The organism is Halorubrum sp. JWXQ-INN 858, assembly GCF_009806985.1.
In the GTDB taxonomy this organism is placed as follows: domain Archaea; phylum Halobacteriota; class Halobacteria; order Halobacteriales; family Haloferacaceae; genus Halorubrum.
On record NZ_WUAX01000008.1, the window covers coordinates 335,907 to 356,224 of the forward strand.

The following is a 20,318-nucleotide window of genomic DNA, read 5'->3' on the forward strand; positions in this document are numbered from 1 at the left end:
CACCGACCGCCGACTGCCGACCGCCCGACCCGACCCCGATCTTTATCAGCGCCCGCGGAATACTCCGACTCGATGACCGGGACGCACGTCACTTCCATACCGATCCGGCTCTCCGACATCGACTCGATGGGCCACGTGAACAACGGCCGCTATCCGGATCTCCTCTCGGAGGCCCGCGCGGGCTACTACGAGGAGGTGCTCGAGTTCGACCTCCGCGCCGCCGACACCGTCGTCGTCCACCTCGAGCTCGACTACTTCGGCGAGATCACCCGCGGCGACACCGTCGACGTCGCCGCCGAGATAACCGACCTCGGCGAGTCGAGCATGACCATGGAGTACACCCTCCGCGTCGACGACGAGGTGGTCTCCCGCGGCGAGACCGTCCAAGTGATGTACGACCGAGCCGCCGGGACGTCGCGGCCGATCCCGCGGGCGTGGCGGTACGCGATCGAAGCCCACGAGGGGTGGTGACGATGCCGTCGACGCCGCTCGCCGAGTTGGAGTCGCGGGTCGGCGAGCGCCGCCGAACCGTCGACGGGCTCGTCGTCGAGCGCGGGAAGGTCGCCGAGTTCGCCCGCGCGATCGGGTGTACGTCGGACGTCTTCTACGACCCGGACGCCGCGATCGACGCGGGATACGCCGACGTGCCGGCCCCGCTCACGTTCACGCGAACCGCCTACTTCCCCCGGAACCTCGCCGAGGGAGTGGCTCCGCCCGAGTTCGGGATGGGGCTCGGATTCGACCCCGAGCGAACGGTTCACGGCGAGCAGGCGTACGAGTACGACCGACCCGTCGTCGCGGGCGACGTCCTCGACGCGACGACCGCGCTCGCCGACGTGTACACGAAATCGGGGAGCGCCGGGACCTTGACGTTCGCCGTGTTGGGGACCGAGTACACCGACGCGGACGGCGAGCGCGTCCTCGCGGAACGGCGGACGCGTATCGAACGGGGGAAGCCGGCAGGGGAACCGAACGATCCCTCGGACGACGATCCCTCGAACGCCGGGAACGGAGACGACGAGAACGGAAACGGCGAGGAGAGAGGCGGCGAGGAGAGAGGCGACGAGAACGGAGACGAGGGCGGTCGTCCCGCGACCGACGGCGGCGGGTCCGGGCCCGTTGACGGGCTCCCCGCGGTCGGGACGCCCCTCCCGCGGTTCGCGATCGAGGACGTCTCCCGACGGGACGTCGTCCGGTACCTCGGCGCGAGCGGCGACTTCAACCCGCTCCACTACGACGGGGCGTTCGCGCGGCGCGGGGGCCACGACGACGTCGTCGTCCCCGGGATGTACGTCTCCGGCGTCGCCTCCGCGGCGCTCACGGACTGGGTTCCCCTCCGTCGCGTCCGCGACTTTCGGACGCGGTTCGTCTCCGTGGCGTACCCGGGCGGCGACCTCACGGTCACGGGCGAGGTGACGGCGGTCGACGACGGCACGTCGACGGCGACCGTCGAGTTCACGGTCGCGAACGAGGCCGGCGACGCCGTCGTGACCGGGGACGCGACGGTCGGGCGGTGAGCGGACCGCTCAGTTCTCGCCCATCACGGTCAACACCGGGCACTCGGCGTCCAGCAGGACCGACTGCGTGACGCTCCCGAACAGCGCCTTACCAACGGGCGAGCGCTTTCGGCCGCCGACGACGAGGTACGAGGCGGCCTCCTCGTCGGCGTACGCCAGCAACTCCTCTGCGGGTTCCCCCACCAACCCGACGGCCTCGCCGTCGACGTCGTTCTCGGCCATCGCCTCCGCGGCGATCTCCTTGGCCATCGCTCGGATCTCGTCGAGCGGCACTGACTTCCCCTCCGACTCGACCGTGGACCGCTCCAGGTCGAGAAACGTCGATCGGTCCATCACGTGAACGACCCGGAGGGGGAGATCGAAGGCGTCGGCGAGCGCCGCGGCCTCACCGAGGATCTGTCCGCCGTCGTCGTCGCGATCGATGGCTGCGATTACGGGCATGCTGATCGGGTAACGATGCGGCACCGTATTAACGGTACCTCCGTCTGGACCCACGGGAACCGGTGTCCGGCGGTCGTCGTCGGGTTGCCGCCAGTCGACCCCGCCGTTCTCAGTCGATCGACCTCGCCGCACTCACTCGATCGACCCCACCGCTCTCAGCCGGTCGACTCCGCCGTTCTCCGTCAGTCGAACCCGGTCGTCCCCTCGAGGAGGTGCTCCTCGACGACGTCCTCGTCGAGGCTGATCCCCAGGCCGGGCTCGGTCGGCACGTCGATGTAGCCGTCCTCGATCAGCGGCTCCTCCCGCGTCAGCAGGTCGTCCCACCAGTCGACCTCCAGCGCGTGGTACTCGAGGAGGTCCGCGTTCGGGACGGCCGCACACAGGTGCACGCACGCCATCGTCCCCACCGGGCTGCACACGTTGTGCGGCGAGAACGGTACGTACCGCTCCTCGGCGCGGTCCGCCACCCGTTTCGACTCCGCGAGCCCGCCCAGCGTCGTCGGGTCCGGCGTCGCCACGTCAACCGCGTAGCCGTCGATGAGCTCGGTCAGCTCGTGGACGCGGAACCGGTTTTCCCCCGTCGCCAGCGGCGTCGACGTCGCCCGGGCCACCTCCCGCTGGGCCGCCGTCTCCTCCGGCGGCACCGGGTCCTCCAGCCACATCAGGTCGTACGGCTCCAGCTTTCGGGCGAGTCGCTTCGCGCTCTCGACCGTGTAGTCCCAGTGACAGTCGAACGCCAGATCGATGTCGTAGCCGACCGCCTCCCGCACCGCTTCGACGACCGCCACCTTGTGTCGGATCGCCGCGTTCGAGAGCCGCCCGTTACACGGGTCCGGATCGTTGTCCATCTCCATGTCGAGGTCGAACTTGATCGCCGAAAAGCCCATGTCGACGACCCGCTCGGCCTCCGCCGCGTACGCCTCCGGCGTGTACGCGTCGGCGTCGGCGTACTCCGTGAACCCGCCGTCGTCGACGGCGTACGCCTCCCCCGCGTGACAGTCGCAGTAGATCCGCACGCGGTCGCGGTACTTCGAGCCGAGCAGCTGGTAGGTCGGCACGTCGAGCAGCTTCCCCGCGACGTCCCACAGCGCGATCTCGATCCCCGACGCCGCCGTCACCACCTTCCCCGTCGTCCCGCCGTGACCGGACATCTCCTGGACGATGTACCGGAACAGGCGCTCGACGTCGAGCGGGTTCTCACCCACGAGGAACCGGTTGGTGTACTCGACGATCTCGGGGACGCCGCCGCCGCGATACGCCTCGCCGATCCCCGTCACGCCCGCGTCCGTGTGGACCTTCACCAGGTTCCACTCGAAGTTCCCCTCCACCACCGCCGACTCCACCTTCGTGATCGCCACGTCGTGGTCCGGCGGTCGCTCGGTCGCGTGGTTCGAGAAGTCCCTCACGCCGACACACCCCCGACGTGCCGCGGCGTGCTCGGCGCGTTCGGAGCGATCTGCGTGCTCGGTGTATTCGACGTGTTCAGCGTGAGCCGCGTGCTCCGCGTCCGTCGGCTTCCGTCGGAAGACGGTTCGATAGCAATGTGCATGACCGCCGTTCGGAGGGCAGTACCAAAAGCGATGTGTTCCCGACAGTCGCGAGCGACCCGGTCCCGCGTGATGGCCGGTGCAGCAGGGAAGACTCATATTTAATATAGCAAAATGATGTTTATTTGGTCGCGTTCGGACGGGCGACGGGGCGATTCGCGGCTCGCGTGATCGCCGTCGGCTCCGGAACGATTACGGAGCGGCGCGACGCAGGGGGAGGTATGACGACCTCCGACTGGGGCGACTGGCTGCCGCGCGCGGTCGCGGACGCCGACCCCGACACCGTCGCGCTGTGGTACCTCGGCTGTAACGGCTTCGCGATCAAGGGCTCCGACGGGACCGTCCTCTGGATCGACCCGTACGTCGGGCTCGGCGACCCGCCGCGGACGGTTCGGATGATCCCGGTACCGTTCGACCCCGACGACGTCGACGTCGCCGACGCCGTGCTCGCCACCCACGAGCACACCGACCACGTCCACGGCCCCTCGCAGGCCCCGATCCTCGCGAACACCGACGCCGACTTCGTCGCGCCCGACGACTCGCTCGCGGTCGCCCGCGAGGAGGAGCGCTGGACCGAGGAGTGGGACGTCGACGACGACCAGTTCCTCGCGGTGACGGAGGGCGACGAGCTGCGGATCGGCGAGTTCACCGTCGACGTCGTGGAGGTGTCCGACCCGGACGCGACCCATCCGGTGGGCTACGTCATCCGACACGAGGCGGGGACGGTGTTCCACGCCGGCGACAGCAAGCCCGCGCCGTCGTTCCCGGCGCTCGCGGAGGCGTACGACATCGACCTCGGGATCCTCGCGTTCGGCTCCGTGGGGAACGTGCCGGACAAGGCGACCGGCGAGCCCACCCGGACCAAGTGGTACAGCGACGAGAACGAGATCGTCCAGGCCGCGAGCGCGCTCGAGATCGACCGGCTCGTCCCGACCCACTGGGACATGTGGAAGGGGCTGACGGCCGACCCGACCGCGCTCCACGCGCACGCCAACAGTTTCGAGCACCCGTCCCGGCTCGAGATCGTCGAGATCGGCGACCGGATCGACTTATAAACGGTCGGCGGCCGCCGCGGCGCGGTGCTGTGGGCCCGCGGCGGCCGGCAACCGAGGCTGGGGAGGGCGAGGTGCCGTGCGGTTGCCGCTGATCGTCCGACCCGCAACCCGCCTGATTGACCGACTCGAAACGCCCTTGACTGACCGATCCGCAACTCCCTCGACTGACCGATCCGCAACTCCCTCGACTGACCGATCCGCAACTCCCTCGACTGATTGACCGATCCGCAAGCCGTCCGACTGACCGACCTGCAACCCGACCTCCCGCCCGCCCAACCACTCGTCGACGGCTTCCAACACCCCTTATAAGTGCTCGATGACCGCCGACGGCCTGTCTCCCGTTTTATAAGAAATATATAAGTGATCAATACAGTATAAATAGCGAATACGTTTCGTTGTGAGAACCACGGATCAGCACAACGAAGCCGTCGTCATCCGAGAGCATTCGCCTCCGTCTACCCTTTAAAAAAGAAAACAGACATCTCCGAGGCATGATCCGTGTTCGATAATTAGCGAGGTCCGTTCACTCGAGAGCGAGAGCGCTGGAACGCCGGCAGTCCCGTCGGCGAGGGGGAGCGGTGCTCGACGATTCCTCCCGGATCCATGTTTAAATACCGCAGCGGTCATCGGTACGTCCCGCGCCGACCGTCGCGACGCTTCCGACGAGACACGCGGCGGCCCTGCCGGCCGGACAAGCGGCAACGGTGGGCACACAGCGACACGCTTTACGTCCGATCGCGAGAACGGCCGGCATGAGCATCGAACTCGGGGTGTTGGAGGGCGACGGGATCGGACCGGAGATCGTTTCGTCGGCGGTCCGCGTCGTGTCCGCCGCGGACGTCGACGTGCGGTTCGTCGACCTCCCGGTCGGCTGGGCGGCGTACGAGGCACACGGCACGACCGTTCCGGACGCGACGATCGACCGGGTGCGGGAGCTCGACGGGTGGCTGTTGGGCCCGATCGTTTCGGGCACGTACCCCGACGACGACCCGGCCGGCGGGAACCCGAGCCGCGTGTTCCGGACGACGTTCGACCTCTACTCGAACCTCCGACCGATACGCTCGTACGACGGGATCGGCCCGGAGGGCGTCGACCTCGCGCTGTTCCGCCAGAACACCGAGGGCTTCCTCGCGGACCGGAACATGCACGCCGGCGTCGGCCAGTTCATGCCGACCGAGGACGTCGCCATGTCGACGCGCGTGGTGACCCGGCGGGAGTGCCGACGGATCGCGGAGGCGGCGTTCGAGTACGCGGACGCCAACGGGATGGACGTCACCGCGGTACACAAGGGGAACGTCCTCGCGGACGCCGCACGGCTGTTCCTCGAGGAGGTCGAGGCCGTCGCGGCCGGCTACCCCGACGTCGACGTCGAGACGAGCCTCATCGACGCGTTCGCGATGGAGCTGGCGCTCGCCCCCGCCGACCACGAGGTGATCGTGACGACCAACCTGTTCGGCGACATCCTCTCCGACGAGGCGGCGGGCGTCGTCGGGAGCCTCGGGCTCGCGCCCGGGCTGAACCACAACGACGACGACGGCTACGCGATGGCGCAGGCGACGCACGGTGCCGCGCCCGACATCGCCGGCGAAGGGGTTGCGAACCCGGCGTCGATGATCCTGTCGGCGTCGCTGCTGCTCGAGTGGCTCGGGAAGCGGGGTGCAGCGGACGCGGGCGAGGCGGCGGACGCGGTCACGGACGCGGTCACGCGAACGATACACGACGGCGTCAGAACGCCCGACATCGGCGGCGACGCGACCACCGAGTCGTTCACCGACGCGGTCGTCGACCGGATCGAGTGAGCGGGTCGGCCGGTCGACGTTGAGGGTCGAGCGTGGCGTCGACCGGGGCCCGATCAGTCGGCGTCGGGGGCGGAGCGTCGACCCGCTCCTTGGCCGCCCCGTGTCGGGTTATCATCGACGAAACCCGGCCCGTGTAATTTAAGCCCGTGGTTGCGGAGGATTCGTGCATGAACGACCGGACGGCAGAAGCGGCGATGACCGTCGAGGAGGACGGGATCCGCGTCGAGAAGTCCTTCACCGACGACGAGTTCCCCGTGCCCGCGATGACGTACGAGCTCTCGTCGACCCGTGAGGAGGCGGCCCGGGTCCGGATCGTGGACACGATCCCCGAGTCCTTCCCGATGGATCGGGTCGGCTTTCACCCGGAGTACGAGAGCGACAACTGGACCGCCTACAAGGACCACCGCGTCGAGTTCGAGCGGGTGCTCGAGCCGGGCGAGCACGTCGAGACGGTGTTCGGCATCCGGTCGGACGACCCCGACGTCGACGGCTTCCTCGGGACCCCGATCATCGAGCACGTGCCCGTCGGCGAGGAGATCGAGGACGTCCTCGGAACTGGCGAGGCCGACGCCGTCCGGGAGGTGCTCTCAGGCGACCGCGCAACGCTCCCCGGTATGGAGCGAACCCCCGCAGCCGACGAGGCCGGCGGCGACGCGGACGATCCGGCCGACCGGGACCACGAGGCCTCCGTCGAGGCGGACGCGGACGTAGACGCGAACACGGTCGAGGCTCCCGAACCGCGCAGCACCGATGACGAGACGACCGCCGCCGTCACGCGACGGTCGACGGATCCCGAACGGTCCCTGGAGACGGAAGCGGAGACAGAGGTGGAGACGGAGACGAAAGCGGAGACGGAGACGGAGGCGGTGGAACCCGAGGCGGAGGCCACGGGGGACGATCCGGAGACGGTCGCGGCGGCGTCGGCGACCGACGAGGAGGGTGCGGCCGCTCCGAGGGGCGTCGAGAACGGCATCGCGGCGGCGCTCGCGGCCGAAGTCAGGGCCGGCGCAGTCGACGACGACGACTTAGCCCTCCTCCGGTCGGAGCTCGACGTCACCGTGCCGCGAAGCGTCGACGTCCGTATTGGCCGGCTCCAGTCGAGCGTCGCCGACATCGAGGCGTACGCCGACGCGCTCGCCGAGTTCATCGACGACGAGGGGACCGCCCGAGAGGTCCTCGACGGCCTCGAATCCCGCGTCGACGACGTCGGGTCGGAGGTCACCGCCCTCGCCGAGCGCGCGGACGACGCCGCCGAGGAGCGATCGTCGATCGCGGCCGACGTCGAGCGCGTCGACGGGGCGGTTGCCGACGTCGAACAGGACGTGACCCGCGTCGAGGGGTCGGTCGAAGGGCTCCACGGAGAAGTCGAATCCGTCCACGAGGACGTCGAAGACGTCGAAACCGGGGTCGAAGACGTGCGTGCGGACGTCGGGGGCGTACGGGAAGCGGTCGGCGATGTCCGCGAGGAGGTCGACGACGTGTCGGGATCCGTCGGGGCCGTGGCCGACGACGTCTCCGGGCTGGAAGCGGAGGTGACGGGGCTCGACGAGGCCGTCGACGACGTCGGCGACGACATCGAGACGCTCTACGAGGGGATCGACGACGTCGACGCGGACGTGACGGCCGTCGACGGACGCGTAGACGACGTCGAGGGCCGTCTCGGGCGGTTCGACGCGGAGTTCGACGACGTGTGGGACGACCTGGCGGAGGTCGACGGGCGGCTCACCGCCGTCGAGGACGACCTCAGCGACAACCTCGGTGACGTCGAGAGCGAGCTGTCGGACATCCACGACCACCTCGAGGAGTTGGAAGCGTTCCGGAAACGGCTCAACGAAGCGTTCGGCCCGTAGCGAGCGGAGGAGACCGCGGACGGAATCGCGGAAGAAGGGACGCGGAGGCGAGCGGAGCGACGAAAGCGCAACCCGTTTGTGCGACGGCCACCGAACGCTCCCAATGAGCGATCCCGTACCGGTCGCCGTGCCACGGAAGGGCCGTCCGCTTGAAGCCGTCCTCGAGCGCGTCGCCGCCGTGGGCCATCACGAGGCGCTCGACCGCCTCGCGGACCGGGTGAGCAACACGCTCCGCTACGAGAAGGCCGTGACGAAGGGCTCCGTCGAGGCCGACGCGGGCCCGTACGAGCGGCTGGCGGAGTACTCGGACCCGGGCGAGCCCAACGAGCCGGAGTTCACGCTCGTACGGGACGACCGGGACGGGAAGCCGCGGCGGATCGTGTTCGACGCCGCGACCGTCGAACTCGACGACGTGACCCTCAAGTTGGTGGGCCGGGAGGAACCGTTCCGCGCGCTGCGGACCCACGAGTTCGCGCTCGGGTTCGACTCCGCGGACCTCGTCTTGGAGGAGGTCGTCGCGATCCGCGAGACGGGCGTCGCGGGGCTCGCGGACGTCAACGAGCGGATCGACCCGCGCGACACCGACGTCAGGGTCGTCAACGGGCTCGGCGACACCGTCTATCACACGTTAATGGCGAGCCCCGACCTTCTGCCGTCCGGCAGCGAGCTCGACCGGGAGTTCATCGAAGGGTATCGCGGCGACTGCTGTATCTCCCCGCGATACGAGCGGCTGGTTAACGCCGTGCTCGGCACGGACGCGCTGGAGGGGATCGACTTCGTCTACCCGGAAGCCGGCAGGGAGGAGGAGGCCGCGATATCCGACGCCGGAATGGGGGTTTACCTCACCGTTACGGGGTCGACCGCCCGCGAACACGGGCTCGTCCTCGGCGAGCACCTGTTCCCCAGCGAAACCGTCCTCATGCGAAACGTCGCCGAGCGGACGCCCGCCGTCGAGCGGGCCCGCGACCGGCTCGTCGCCGCCGAACCCGACTCCGAGATCACGGTGTAACGACGCAAAATACGCGAAATACGCGAAATACGCGAAATACGCGGAACACGGGAGTCAGCGACGCCCCCTCTCGGCCGGAGTTGCCCCCATTCACGGGCGGGCCGCGTCCTCGGCGACGATCCGCGCGAAGTTCTCGAAAACGGGCTCGCCGCGCACGTCGTCGAAGGAGAAGGAGGCCGAGTCCCAGTCGAAGTCCGCGATCAGGCGATCACGGAGCGCGGCGGTCACCTCGGGGTGGAACTGCACCGTCCACAGCGGGGCCGTCCGGTGGCGCGTCCCGAACGCGTGGGCGTGGTCCGCCGACGCGATCACCGACATCCCCGCCCCGAGCTCGGTGACGACGTCGCCATGAAGCGACACCACGACCGGCGAGAGCCCGTCGAACAGCGGGTCGTCGTCGAGCGTCGCCTCGACGAGCGCGGCGGTCGTCCCGACGTGTTCGACCGTTCCGCCGAGCGCCGAATTGGCGATCTGGTGGCCGAAACAGACCCCCAGCGTAGGGATCCCGCGCTCGACGAGTTCACGAACCAACGCCTCCTGCTCGTCGATCCACGGGTGCGTGTCCGACTCGTACACGCCGGCGGTGCTGCCGGTCAACACGACCCCGTCGGCCGACTCCAACGGGACGCGTTCGCCGGCCGGGTAGTCCACCTCGATCGCGTCCGGGAACCGGGCGGCCAACGCGTCACAGTGGTACTCGTGGTCCGGATCGACCTCGTTTCGAACGACGTAGATCGTCGGCGCGTCCGTCTCTGCGGCGGTCATCGCTCGAGGTACGGCCCCGGATCGTTTAGTTCTGTACCCATCGTCGGAGGAATCAGCCGCGGGATCGGTTCGAGCCGGCAGACGATCCGTTCCTCGCGAGACGCTCGCGAGTATCGATATCGCAACATATGATTTATTTGTTGGAGATCGGTCGGGTGTATTCGGTCACGCGAGAAGCGTGTCCGATCGAAGACAACGGAATTCGGGGTCGGAAACGACGGTTCGTCGGCGTAGACGTGGCTCGCGAGGGCCAAACTCCGGACTGGACGAACCACGCGCTCGATGCGGGAGGTCCGGCGCGCCCGACCGGCACCCCGCCCTGCAGGGCGGCTTTCTCCTTGGTGGCCCGGAACCGAGAACGAGGCGCCCCGCCATGAGCCGGTAGACGGCCGCTGACGCGATGGAATCGTCGAGACGCCCTCACAACCACGTACGGTCGTCACCGCCGAGAGCACGCCGTCGAGTCGATCCTCGGTGGGTCATCCTTCGAGTACGGACTCGAAACACGACCGCTGGGCGACGACGACCGTCGACTGGACCCACGGATCGGGGGCGGGGACCGACGTCATACCGCGAAAGAGCCGGGATCGGAGCGGTCCTGTCGGTGGATTTGACGTGTCATTGCGGTCCTAACTCCCTTCATCACCACGAGGAGAGGGAAGGACCGGGCAAGAGCTCGGTTCTCGTCCGGGAGCGTCGAGAGTGTGGGCCCAAACGACGTGACTCGGGTATGTACGAACGCCCATTACGACGGTCGTCAGCGAGAGGGGACGACGTGCCGGCTCAAGCCGTGGGAGCTGACGATGGACGAACGTCGCGGTCGGCTCCCCGAGCCCGACGGAACGCCTTCTACCCACGAGCCGATGGATCCCGCGGTGTCGCCGTCGTCAGGGTGCCCACAACGACCGTGGCCCTCCCGACCGTCGTCGGACCGACTCCGCCGACCCAGTTCGGCGTCGGTGATCGGGCGTGAACGGTTCGACGGCGTCGTGCCGCCGTCGGAGACCATTCGAGCGGCACAGGGTTCGGCTCCGAGGTGATTGAGCCCGCCAAAGCCGCGACGATCCCGTGACGTTCATGCGGAGACGATCCTGTGACGTTCACGCGGAGAAGATTCTGTGACGTTCACGCGGAGACGATCCGACGAGGTCCGATCGCGCGCTCGCCCGGGCCGACGTGGGCTCGAACGGGTTGGGCGGATAAAGTCTTATCCAGAATTATAGCACCTACTCGGATAGAAGCAGATCCCGAATTATGGTGTGTTAAATAGCCTTATCAGGAAATATGGTACTCTAAACCCACCCAAAAGCAGGTTCAGAGAAGAGGATAAGGTCACTTATACTAAGATATGGGTTAGATTAAAGTCGGCGGCGCGAGTGGTGCCGACATCGATGAGCGCCGACCGACGATCGGTTAAGACGTACGTACCGGAGTCACAGAAGACCGAGTGGCAGCGACACGCGGACGAGCTGGGCATGTCCCAAAGCGAGTTCGTTAGAACGATGGTACAGGCCGGGAGACGGGGGTTCACGCTCGACGGACCGAGTAACACCGAGGAGCCCGATGTCGAGGGGTCGAACCCCAGGGGTAACGCGCTCGAAACGCGGGTAGAGCGGATCCTCTCGAACGGCGCCCGCTCGTGGGACGAGCTGATCGACGCCGTCAGCGGCGATCTGGAGGACCGGCTCGAGGAAACGCTCGACTCCCTACAGGACCGCAACCGGGTTCGATACAGCGGTCGGGACGGGGGGTACACCCTGACCGATGAGTAGTCGATCGATCCCCGAGGAGCCGTCGGACCCGATCGGGTACTTCATCGAGGACCTCACGTACCACGGGAAAAGCGATCGAACGAGAGAGTCGTACGAACGCGTTCTCAGGCGGTTCGAGGCGTTCCTCGACGCGGGGACGACGCCGAAAACGGCGACCCACCGGGACTGCATGGCGTTCGTTCACTCGCTCCGTGGGGACGCCGCGGACAGCACTGTGGCGACGTACGCGGCGTATCTCCACCGGTTCTACGGATACATGGCACAGGTCGGCGTGTTCGACGGGAACCCGATGACGCTCGTAATGGAGGAGATGGACGAGACCGTCGACAAGGACCCCGCGCGGCGTGACGTCTCGATCCCGGAGATGCGGTCGTTCGTCGCCGGGATCGGTCACCCGCAACACCGGGCGCTGGTCGTGACCCTGTTAAAGACCGGAATGCGGGTCGGCGAGCTCTGTAACCTCGATCTGCGCGACGTCGCCGTCGACGACGCCGAGTTGAACGACGCGTACGCGCTGGGAACCCGTCCCGCGCTGGCGAACCGGCCGAACTCGGTGTACGTCACCCCCGACGCGGCCGTCGGCGAGGAGCTGAACGGTGAGGTTCGGACCGCGTCGAACAAGCGGAAACGAGGGACCGTGATCCCGGTCGACGACGAGCTGGCCCGGGTGCTGAAGGGCTGGCTCGCGATCCGCCCGGACGTCACGTCGCCGGCGGAGCCGCTGTTCGTCGGGACGGTTGAAGGATGGGGCGAACGCGTGGACCCCGAAGCGGTCCGTCACGTCGTCGAACGATACGCTCGCGAAGAGGGGTGGTATCGCGCCGGCGGCGGCGCGAACGAGAACGTCACCCCCCACTACTTCCGGCACTTCTTCACCACGCATCTCCGTGATCGAACCGGTGACCGCGGGGTGGTCAAATACCTCCGCGGCGACGTCGCCGACGACGTGATCGACACGTACACCCACAACTGGGGGGACCAGGTCCGCGAGACGTACGAAGAACACGTGTATCGACTGTTGACCTGAGAATTCGTCGTTTTATAGCGGACAAATATCTGTCCGCACCACAACTCATAAACTGTATGTCGCAATACTAAATCGACGGTGTTGGCGGACGGCAAGCGAGCCGCCGAGGGACGCGCAGACTACATGCGCCGCCGAGAAGGAGGAACGATCGTGTGAACCTGGAACCACGGTGCGCGGACGGACGACCGGCTCGAGACGGGGAAGCGCGGACACCAGCCACGGTCGGCCTACCCGTCACGGCGATCCGGGGCCTGGGCTCGGGGACGCCACCTCGATGGTGTAGTCAGAGCGTCTCGCCGTCGGTCTCGCAGACCGCCGATTCGTACCGCTCGCGGGAACGTACCGGGATAAACGACGATCCGATATATCGATCCAGTAGGGCCGTTCGTCTTCGGGCCCCAACGGCTCCCGATGCGTGCCGCGACGTCGACGACGCGTTCCCGCCGTCGCATGCCGGCCCGTCCCGAACGTCGCTACTCGAGTGTGTGCCTTCAGGCGTGTCGGCGGACGAGCGCGGCGGGGACCGCCGAGCCGACGACGGTCAGTCCCGATCGCCGGGTGAGAGAACTATCGAGACGTCGTTCCCGCCCGACGGGCCCTCTCTGACCTCAACGGAACCACCGCACTGCTGGACGATCCAGTAGACCATCCAGACGCCGAGCCCGCTCCCGTGATACACCGCGTCGATCGCGTCACCGGTCTCCAACACGTCGCGATCCATCGCGGGAATGGTGGGGCCGTCGTCGACGACCCGAATCCGAACCGATTCGTCGTCGGCCTCGACGACGACGGCGACCGACGGAGCAGTGCGGTCGCTGTGGACGACCGCGTTCGTCACGAGCTCCTCGACGGCGGTTTGGAGATGGTCGGTCGCCGCGGCCTCGACGTGGTCGGGACCGTGAACGGCGACGTTCGTGTGGGGACGGTCGTCGGTCACCGACGCGACGGCGTTTCGGACGGTTCGACCGACGTCGATGGCCTGCACTCGCGACGGCGCGTTCAGGATCTCGGTGATCCGGCGCGACTTGTCGCTTATCGCCAGCAGGTTGTTCGCGTGTCGGACGACGTCGGTTGCTGCGGCCCCGATCTCGCCGTCGGACTCGGTGCGGATCTGCTCTGCGCGACCGCGAACGATGTTCAACTCGTTGCGGAGGTTGTGTTTCAGCACGCGGTCGACGACGCGGAGCTGTCGGGCGCGGTTCTCTTCCTCGGTGACGTCGCGCAACACGGCGACGACGCCGACGACCGACCCGTCCTCCCGGAGCGGGTAGTACCGAACGTCGAGGGTCCGTTCGCCCTCGGCGGGGTGTGTCCGCGTGGTCCGATACTCCACCGTCTCCCCTCGCCGTGCCCGTTCGACGTGGGCGACGGCCTCCTCGTAACGGTCGGCGTCGTCGAACGCGTCCGCGAGCGAGCGTTCGCCGATACGTTCCCGATCGAGCCCGTGATACGCGCAGTACTGCGGGTTCGCGAAAATGAAGCCGCCGTCGAGGTCGAGCGCACAGATCAGGTCGGTCGCACCGGTGATCGCGAGCTTGTACCGTCGGAGCTCCTGTTCACGCTGTTTGAGTCGCGAGACGTCACGGCAGATGGCGACGGTCCCGACCAGTTCGCCGTCGTCGTAGTACGGGTACCGCTGCGTGCTGAACGTCGGGCGGTGGCCCGTGTGCTCGAACGTCGGCGTGACCTCGTAACGGACCGGTTCCCCGGTCTCGACGACCTCCCGCTTCCGGTCGGCGATCGTTTCGGCGGTTTCCGCGTCCATGAACGCCGGCTCCTCAACGCCGAGGAGCTCCTCGCGAGGGATCCCGGTGAACCCGGCGACCGCGTCGTTGACCAGCTGGAACCGTCCATCGAGGTCCTGTAACATGATCGGATCCGCCAGCCGATGGACGACCTCGCGGTACTGTTCGAGCCGGCGTTCCGACTCCTTTCGCTCCGTAACGTCCGTCTGAATCGCGACGAACCGGGCGATCTCCTCGCCGTCGAAGACGGGCGTGATCGTCTGGTGGGCGTGGTAGAGGTCGCCGGACTTCCGGCGGTCGACGATCTCCTCCTCCCAGACGCCGCCGCCGTGCAGCGTCGTCCAGAGGTCCTCGAAGTACGCCTCCGACATCTCCCCGGAGTTCAGGATCGCCGGCGTCCGGCCGACCGCCTCGGCGGCCGTGTAGCCGGTGTGTTCGGTGAACGCGGGGTTGACGTAGGTGATCGTCCCTTCGGTGTCCGTCACGTAGATCGCGTGGGCCGCCTGCTCGACGAGGTCCCGGAACGTCGAGAGCGACCGCGTCGGGCACCGCCGGTCGTCGACCGAGCGGATCCGTGCCGAGACGAACCTCTCCCCGGTTCCCTCGTCGCCGTGCGCACTGAAATCGGCGGAGACGAGGACCACGGTCCCGTCGCCGCGTTCGACGGGGAACACGACGTCGACAGCGTCCGTGAGGTCGTCGGTGTCGGTGAAGCGTTGTTCCAGCGCGGCGAGCCGCCGTGCGGCGCGGTTCGTGTCGCGGTCGGCGACGTCGGCGGGCTCCGGCCATCGGTCGGCGAGCAGCGACGCGAGCGAGCGGGCGACGAGGTCGTCGGGGGATCGGTCGAGGAGGCGACCGACGGCCCGGTTCGCGTATCGGACGTCGCCGCTCGGCCCGACGACGAGTATGGAGTCCGAGACGTCGTCGACGACGGAACGAAAGACGTCACGATCGGTCGTCGACGGCGGTGTGGTGTGCGAACCCGAGCGGTCCATGCGTGTCGACACGACCTCGGTCCGGTTACATATATCGACACGGACTCGGTGAGGTTCGGACACGCGGCTCGTCTCGAACCGAACCTTCGTTAGTAAGTTACATGACATTATATGGCGGTGGCCCCGGCGGGCGAGCCGTTATAAGACCGTGCCCGAAACGATCGGGTATGCCACGGAACGTCCTCGTCGCGGTAGACGACTCGCCGCTCGGTCGCGAAGCGCTCGCGTACGCGCTGGACGCGTTCCCCGACGCCCGGGTCGTCGCGGCGCACGTCGCTTTCCTCGAGTTCGACATGCTCCCGTCCGACACGCCCGAGGTCGATGCCGTCGGCCTCGACGAGCTCGACGGCGTCGGCGACGAGACCGCCCAGCGCGTGTTCGAGGCGATCCGGGATGTCGTCGGGGAGCGATCGGGCGTGGACGGTGATCTCGGGAGCGTGGACGGCGAGCGTGAGAATTCGGAGGACGGGCGAACGGTCGCCGTCTCGTTCCTAACCGGCGAGCCCGGGGACCGCCTCGTCGAGTACGTCGAAGCGGGCGGGTTCGACCACGTGGTCCTCGGAACGCACGGCCGTGACGGCGTCTCACGGCTGCTGATCGGGAGCGTCGCAGAGGACGTGGTGCGGCGGACCGACGTGCCGACGACGCTCGTGAAGTGACGGCGCAGTTCGCTTATAAGCCCTCCTCGCCCTTCCCAACCGTCGACCGGTGGCCGCCGGACGATTCGGTGGTCGCCGGCCGGACACGAACGTGTCGGTCCGGCCGGGTGCGGCGATCCGATCGACGGTGCGGATGAGGCGCTACCCCTTCTTGTAGGAGACGCCGGCTCCTCTGGTCGGATACGTCCAGTCGACGTTGCCCTTCGGACAGGCCCAGCGACAGCTCCCGCACTCCAGACAGTTCTCGTAGGCGATGTGCGGGACCCCGTCGTCTCCCTCGCGCCAGACGTCGGCCGGGCAGACGTCGATACAGTCGTAGCTATGACACGACTCCGCACAGATCCCCGGCACCTTCAGCCCGAGGTGAGACTCGCCGGCGTCGTCGTACCGGACGGTGTACAGCCGGTCCTCGAGCGTGTCGTTCTCCGCGGACGGTTCCCCCGACGTGACGTTCGGGACGGTGGGTGTGGTGGTGCTCATCGAATGACCTCTCGGTATCGGTAGGCGAGTTTCGCCGCGCCGCGCCAGCCACCGACCGCCTCGAGGAGGCGATCGCGTGCCGCTTCGGCGTGGCGCTCCTTCGGCTCGCGGTCCATTCGGAAGTACTCCGCGCCGGCGTCGGCCAACGCGTACGGAAGCTCCTCGAAGACCAGCTCGCGGTCCCGTTCGACCCGCTCCATCAGCCAGCCGTACCGCTCCAGGTTCCGTACGACGAACGACGCCTCCAGCCGCTCGGGGTACGACCTGAGGGCCGCCTCGTCGGTCCGACCCCGGCTCGCCGCCGAGGCAATCGCCTCGGCGGCGAGGTAACCGCTCTCGATGGCCATGTTCGTCCCCTCCAGGTGGACGCCGTTGTTCAACACGAGCCCGGCGGCGTCACCGACGACGACCGCGCCGTCGTGGATCAGCCGCGGGATCGACTCGTGGCCGCCCTCCGGGATCGTCTTCGCGCCGTACTCGACCGTGCGTGCGCCCCGAACCAGGGGAGCGACCGCGGGATGGGACTTGAACGCGTTGAGCGTCCGCTCCGGTTTCGGCTGTCGCCCGCGGGCGTCCGCGAGGCTGTACGCGAGCCCGACGCTTATCGTGTCGGCGTTGGTGTAGACGAAGCCGCCGCCGACCGCGTCGCCGACGGCCCCGTCGCCGAAGTAGTGGTACGACGCGCCCGCGTCGTCCGAGAGCCGGAACCGGTCCGCGATGATGCCGTCGCGCTCGGGGAACTCCAACACCTCCTTGACCCCGACGGCGACGTTCTCCGCGCGCTCGGTCGACTTCAGGTCGGCCCCCTCGCTGACGAGCGAGTTCCCCCCTTCCGCGAGCACGACGTAGTCGGCCGTGATCGCCCCGTCCGGTCGGTCGGTTTCGACCCCGCGAACACGGTTCCCGTCGGGACCGCGGAGCAGCCCCGTCACCGTCGTCTCCGTGAGGAGGACGGCTCCCGCATCGACCGCCTGCTCGGCGAACCAGCGATCGAACTCGCCACGAAGGACCGTGTACGAGTCGTTGTGTGGCGGGTCATGCCACTCCCCGGGACGCAGCGAGACCGCGGTTTCGTCCGTCTCCGAGAGCATACTGAACCGTTTCTCCGCGACGTATCGTTCGACGGGGGCCGCGGAAACGTCGACGAGCTCGCGCAGCGTCGGGGTGTACAACACCCCGCCGAACACGTTCTTCGCGCCGGGGTATCGCCCCCGTTCGATGACGAGGACGTCGAGCCCCTCGTTGGCCATCGTGACGGCCGCCGCGCTCCCGGCGAGCCCCGCGCCGACGACGATCGCGTCGAACGCGTCGTCGTAGGTCGGGTCCGCGACGGGCTCGCGGCGGGTCTCGGTTCCCGCGCCGTCGTCCGCGTCGGCGTCGTTCATGTTCGGACCTCCTCGGGATCGGTGTCCGCCGAAAGGAGCGCCGTGAGCCGCGGCGCGACCTCGAAGAGGTCGCCGACGATCCCGTAGTCGGCGTGTTCGAATATCGGTGCGTTCGGGTCGTCGTTGACCGCAACGACGGTCGCCGCGTCGTTCATCCCCTCGACGTGCTGGATCGCTCCGGAGATCCCGAGCGCGACGTACAGGTCGGGCCGGACCGTCTTGCCCGTCTGTCCCACCTGCCGTGCGCCCTCGACCCAGCCCTCGTCGACGGCCTTCCGGCTGGCCGCGAGGTCGGCGTCGAGCGCCGCCGCGAGGTCGATCGCGGGATCGAGGTCCCCACCGACCCCGCCGCCGACGGCGACGATCCGGTCCGCATCGGTGATGTCAGCCCTCTCGCCGACGTTCCGCTCGAGGACCTCGGTGACCGCGTCCGCCTCCGCGACGAACGTCGGGACGCGCTCGATGCGGTCGTCGTCCGCGCCGTCGATCGCGCCGATCCGTTCGGGGTCGGGGGCAGCCGCCTCGAAGACGCCGGCCCGAACGGTCGCCATCTGCGGGCGGTGCTCCGGACAGACGATCGTCGCCAATACGTTCCCGCCGAACGCGGGTCGACGCGCGAGCAGCTGGCCGTCCTCGTCGACGTCGAGTTCGGTGACGTCGGCCGTGAGCCCCGCGTGCGTCGGCACGGCGACGCGACCGGCGAAGTCACGGCCGGTGTGTGTCCCGCCGATCAGGACGATCGCGGGCTCGCGTCGTTCGACCATCTCGCGGAACTGCGTGCCGTACGGATCCGCACGATACGGCTCGAAGACGGGGTCGTCGGCGACGAGGACGCGGTCCGCCCCGCGGGCGATCGCTCCCGCCGCCACGTCGTCGACGTCCTCGCCGATCACGAGCGCGACGAGGTCCTCGTCGAGATCGGCCGCGAGCCGGCGACCCTCGGCGAGCAGCTCCCACGACACCCCCATCACGTCGTCGGCGTGTTCCTCGATGAACACCCAGACGTCGCTGGCGCGGTCGACCTCGCTCGGTTCCGCCTCCGATCCCGCCGTGTGAGCCGCGTCGGTCGCGTCAAGGTCGTCGGTCATACGTCCACCTCCGTCGCGCCGACCATCGCCTCGAGCAGCCGCTCAGGCGTGTCGACGACCTCGTTCGCCCGGTCGACGGGCTCGACGGTCTCCATCCCGCCGACCTGCGTCGGCGAGGCGTCCATCCCCACGTCGTCGGGGTCGATGTCGAGCTCGTCGGTCGTGAGCTCCATCGGTTCGAACTCGTTCTCCGCGTACAGTTTCCGGTGGAGCCCGGCGGGTCGCGCTTCGAACGCACCGTACGCGATCGCGACGACGACGGGGAGATCAGCGGCGACGGTTTCGTGGCCTCCCTCGACGTCCCGGCGCGCGGCGAGCCGCCCGGCGCTCGGGCGCGGGTCGAGGGTTTCCACGTAGGTGAGCTGGGCCCAGCCGTTGTGCGCGGCGATCCCCGGCGGGACCTGTCCCGTCGAGGAATCGGTCGTCTCCTCGCCGCAGACGACGACGTCGGCGCCGAGGTGATCGGCGGTCCGCGCGAGCGCGTAGCTCGTCGGCCACGTGTCGCTCCCGGCGAAGGCCCGGTCGGTGACGAGGACGGCGTCGTCACAGCCCATCGCGACCGCCTCCTCCAGGACGTCCGTCGCGGTCGGCGGCCCCATCGTGACCGCCGTCACGGTCCCGCCGGCGACGTCGCGGAGCGACAGCGCCGCCTCAAGGGCGTCGCGGTCGGGCCCGTTGAGCACGGCCGGCGCGTCGGCACGGTCGAGCCGTCCGGTATCCGGGTCGATCCCGACCTCGTCGGAGTCCGGGACCTGCTTGACGGCGACGACGATCGACCAGCCGGTCGTCATGCGTTCACCTCCGCCGAACCCCGTCGATCGGCGACGATCGAGCAGGGGTTATCCATCGCCGAGTCACATCGGATCGTTAACCCGTCGGCGCGTTCGTCGAGCCGGTCGAAGAGCCGCCGGTGGGAGTCGGGCGAGCTGTACTCCTCGATCACCGGCCCCACGTCGACGACGATGCGGTAGCGGGCCCCGTCGACGCGATCGGCGCCGATCCGTCGGACGTCCGGATCGTCGATCCACGCCAGCATCCACTCGAGAAGCCACCGGTCGTGGGTGGTTTCGTCCCCGTCCACCCCGTACGTCGCGACGTATCGACGGGCGGGGGGATCCTCGCTCGTTTTCGTGCCGCCGATCGGCGGCGGCTCTCGCGTCGGTTGCCCCATACGTGAACGTCCG

18 protein-coding genes are annotated in these 20,318 nt (G+C 68.4%); 9 read left to right on the forward strand and 9 right to left on the reverse strand.

Annotated elements, in window-relative coordinates; translation table 11 throughout:
* The first annotated feature begins 72 nt into the window (after positions 1-72).
* Positions 73-471 (forward strand): thioesterase family protein, encoded by a 399-nt coding sequence (locus GRS48_RS06965; RefSeq protein WP_159484894.1) that lies wholly within the window; start codon positions 73-75, stop codon positions 469-471.
* Positions 472-473: 2 nt separating this feature from the next.
* Complete coding sequence (locus GRS48_RS06970) at positions 474-1,517, forward strand: MaoC family dehydratase N-terminal domain-containing protein (protein ID WP_159484896.1); 1,044 nt, start codon at positions 474-476, stop codon at positions 1,515-1,517.
* 9 nt (positions 1,518-1,526) lie between these two features.
* Here the strand turns inward: GRS48_RS06970 and GRS48_RS06975 are convergent, their stop codons facing one another.
* Both GRS48_RS06975 and GRS48_RS06980 read right to left on the reverse strand, forming a co-directional pair.
* Positions 1,527-1,958, reverse strand: coding sequence for a universal stress protein (locus GRS48_RS06975; protein ID WP_159484898.1), 432 nt, complete (start codon positions 1,956-1,958; stop codon positions 1,527-1,529).
* 182 nt (positions 1,959-2,140) lie between these two features.
* The gene (locus GRS48_RS06980) at positions 2,141-3,364 is read right to left on the reverse strand and encodes a mandelate racemase/muconate lactonizing enzyme family protein (RefSeq protein WP_321168335.1); all 1,224 of its coding nucleotides are present in this window, start codon (positions 3,362-3,364) and stop codon (positions 2,141-2,143) included.
* Between the two features lie 362 nt (positions 3,365-3,726).
* On the opposite strand from GRS48_RS06980, the gene GRS48_RS06985 reads away from it, so the two are divergent.
* From GRS48_RS06985 to GRS48_RS07000, 4 genes are all read left to right on the forward strand, one after another.
* The gene (locus GRS48_RS06985; RefSeq protein WP_159484900.1) at positions 3,727-4,560 is read left to right on the forward strand and encodes an MBL fold metallo-hydrolase; all 834 of its coding nucleotides are present in this window, start codon (positions 3,727-3,729) and stop codon (positions 4,558-4,560) included.
* Positions 4,561-5,312: 752 nt separating this feature from the next.
* A complete protein-coding gene (locus GRS48_RS06990; protein WP_159484902.1) occupies positions 5,313-6,359 on the forward strand; it encodes an isocitrate/isopropylmalate dehydrogenase family protein in 1,047 nt (348 codons plus the stop codon).
* A gap of 167 nt (positions 6,360-6,526) precedes the next feature.
* Positions 6,527-8,209, forward strand: coding sequence for a hypothetical protein (locus GRS48_RS06995; protein WP_159484904.1), 1,683 nt, complete (start codon positions 6,527-6,529; stop codon positions 8,207-8,209).
* 103 nt (positions 8,210-8,312) lie between these two features.
* Positions 8,313-9,218: a hypothetical protein gene (locus tag GRS48_RS07000; RefSeq protein WP_159484906.1), complete on the forward strand. Its 906-nt coding sequence runs from the start codon at positions 8,313-8,315 to the stop codon at positions 9,216-9,218.
* Between the two features lie 90 nt (positions 9,219-9,308).
* On the opposite strand, the gene GRS48_RS07005 is transcribed toward GRS48_RS07000, so the two are convergent.
* Complete coding sequence (locus tag GRS48_RS07005) at positions 9,309-9,983, reverse strand: type 1 glutamine amidotransferase (protein WP_159484908.1); 675 nt, start codon at positions 9,981-9,983, stop codon at positions 9,309-9,311.
* Positions 9,984-11,374: 1,391 nt separating this feature from the next.
* Here GRS48_RS07005 and GRS48_RS07010 point away from each other — a divergent pair.
* Both GRS48_RS07010 and GRS48_RS07015 read left to right on the forward strand, forming a co-directional pair.
* Positions 11,375-11,755 (forward strand): DUF5805 domain-containing protein, encoded by a 381-nt coding sequence (locus GRS48_RS07010; protein ID WP_159484910.1) that lies wholly within the window; start codon positions 11,375-11,377, stop codon positions 11,753-11,755.
* The gene (locus tag GRS48_RS07015) at positions 11,748-12,782 is read left to right on the forward strand and encodes a tyrosine-type recombinase/integrase (RefSeq protein WP_159484912.1); all 1,035 of its coding nucleotides are present in this window, start codon (positions 11,748-11,750) and stop codon (positions 12,780-12,782) included. The genes GRS48_RS07010 and GRS48_RS07015 overlap by 8 nt, the downstream gene beginning before the upstream one ends.
* Positions 12,783-13,323: 541 nt before the next feature.
* Here GRS48_RS07015 and GRS48_RS07020 read toward each other — a convergent pair.
* Positions 13,324-15,522 carry a PAS domain S-box protein gene (locus tag GRS48_RS07020; protein ID WP_159484914.1) on the reverse strand — a complete coding sequence of 733 codons (2,199 nt, stop codon included), beginning with the start codon at positions 15,520-15,522 and terminating at the stop codon, positions 13,324-13,326.
* Positions 15,523-15,689: 167 nt separating this feature from the next.
* On the opposite strand from GRS48_RS07020, the gene GRS48_RS07025 reads away from it, so the two are divergent.
* Positions 15,690-16,181, forward strand: a complete 492-nt coding sequence (locus tag GRS48_RS07025) for a universal stress protein (RefSeq protein WP_159484916.1) — start codon at positions 15,690-15,692, stop codon at positions 16,179-16,181.
* Between the two features lie 141 nt (positions 16,182-16,322).
* Here the strand turns inward: GRS48_RS07025 and GRS48_RS07030 are convergent, their stop codons facing one another.
* Genes GRS48_RS07030 through GRS48_RS07050 form a run of 5 tightly spaced genes read right to left on the reverse strand, consistent with a single transcriptional unit; the run spans position 16,323 to position 20,305 of the window.
* Positions 16,323-16,661, reverse strand: a complete 339-nt coding sequence (locus GRS48_RS07030; protein WP_159484918.1) for a ferredoxin family protein — start codon at positions 16,659-16,661, stop codon at positions 16,323-16,325.
* A complete protein-coding gene (locus GRS48_RS07035) occupies positions 16,658-18,046 on the reverse strand; it encodes an FAD-dependent oxidoreductase (RefSeq protein ID WP_159484920.1) in 1,389 nt (462 codons plus the stop codon). The genes GRS48_RS07030 and GRS48_RS07035 overlap by 4 nt, the downstream gene beginning before the upstream one ends.
* A complete protein-coding gene (locus GRS48_RS07040) occupies positions 18,043-19,134 on the reverse strand; it encodes an electron transfer flavoprotein subunit alpha/FixB family protein (RefSeq protein WP_159484922.1) in 1,092 nt (363 codons plus the stop codon). The genes GRS48_RS07035 and GRS48_RS07040 overlap by 4 nt, the downstream gene beginning before the upstream one ends.
* Positions 19,131-19,925 (reverse strand): electron transfer flavoprotein subunit beta/FixA family protein, encoded by a 795-nt coding sequence (locus GRS48_RS07045; protein WP_159484924.1) that lies wholly within the window; start codon positions 19,923-19,925, stop codon positions 19,131-19,133. Before GRS48_RS07045 ends, GRS48_RS07040 begins: the two co-directional genes overlap by 4 nt.
* Entirely contained in the window at positions 19,922-20,305 is a 384-nt protein-coding gene (locus tag GRS48_RS07050; protein WP_159484926.1) for a hypothetical protein, read from the reverse strand. The genes GRS48_RS07045 and GRS48_RS07050 overlap by 4 nt, the downstream gene beginning before the upstream one ends.
* Between the last annotated feature and the right edge of the window lie 13 nt (positions 20,306-20,318).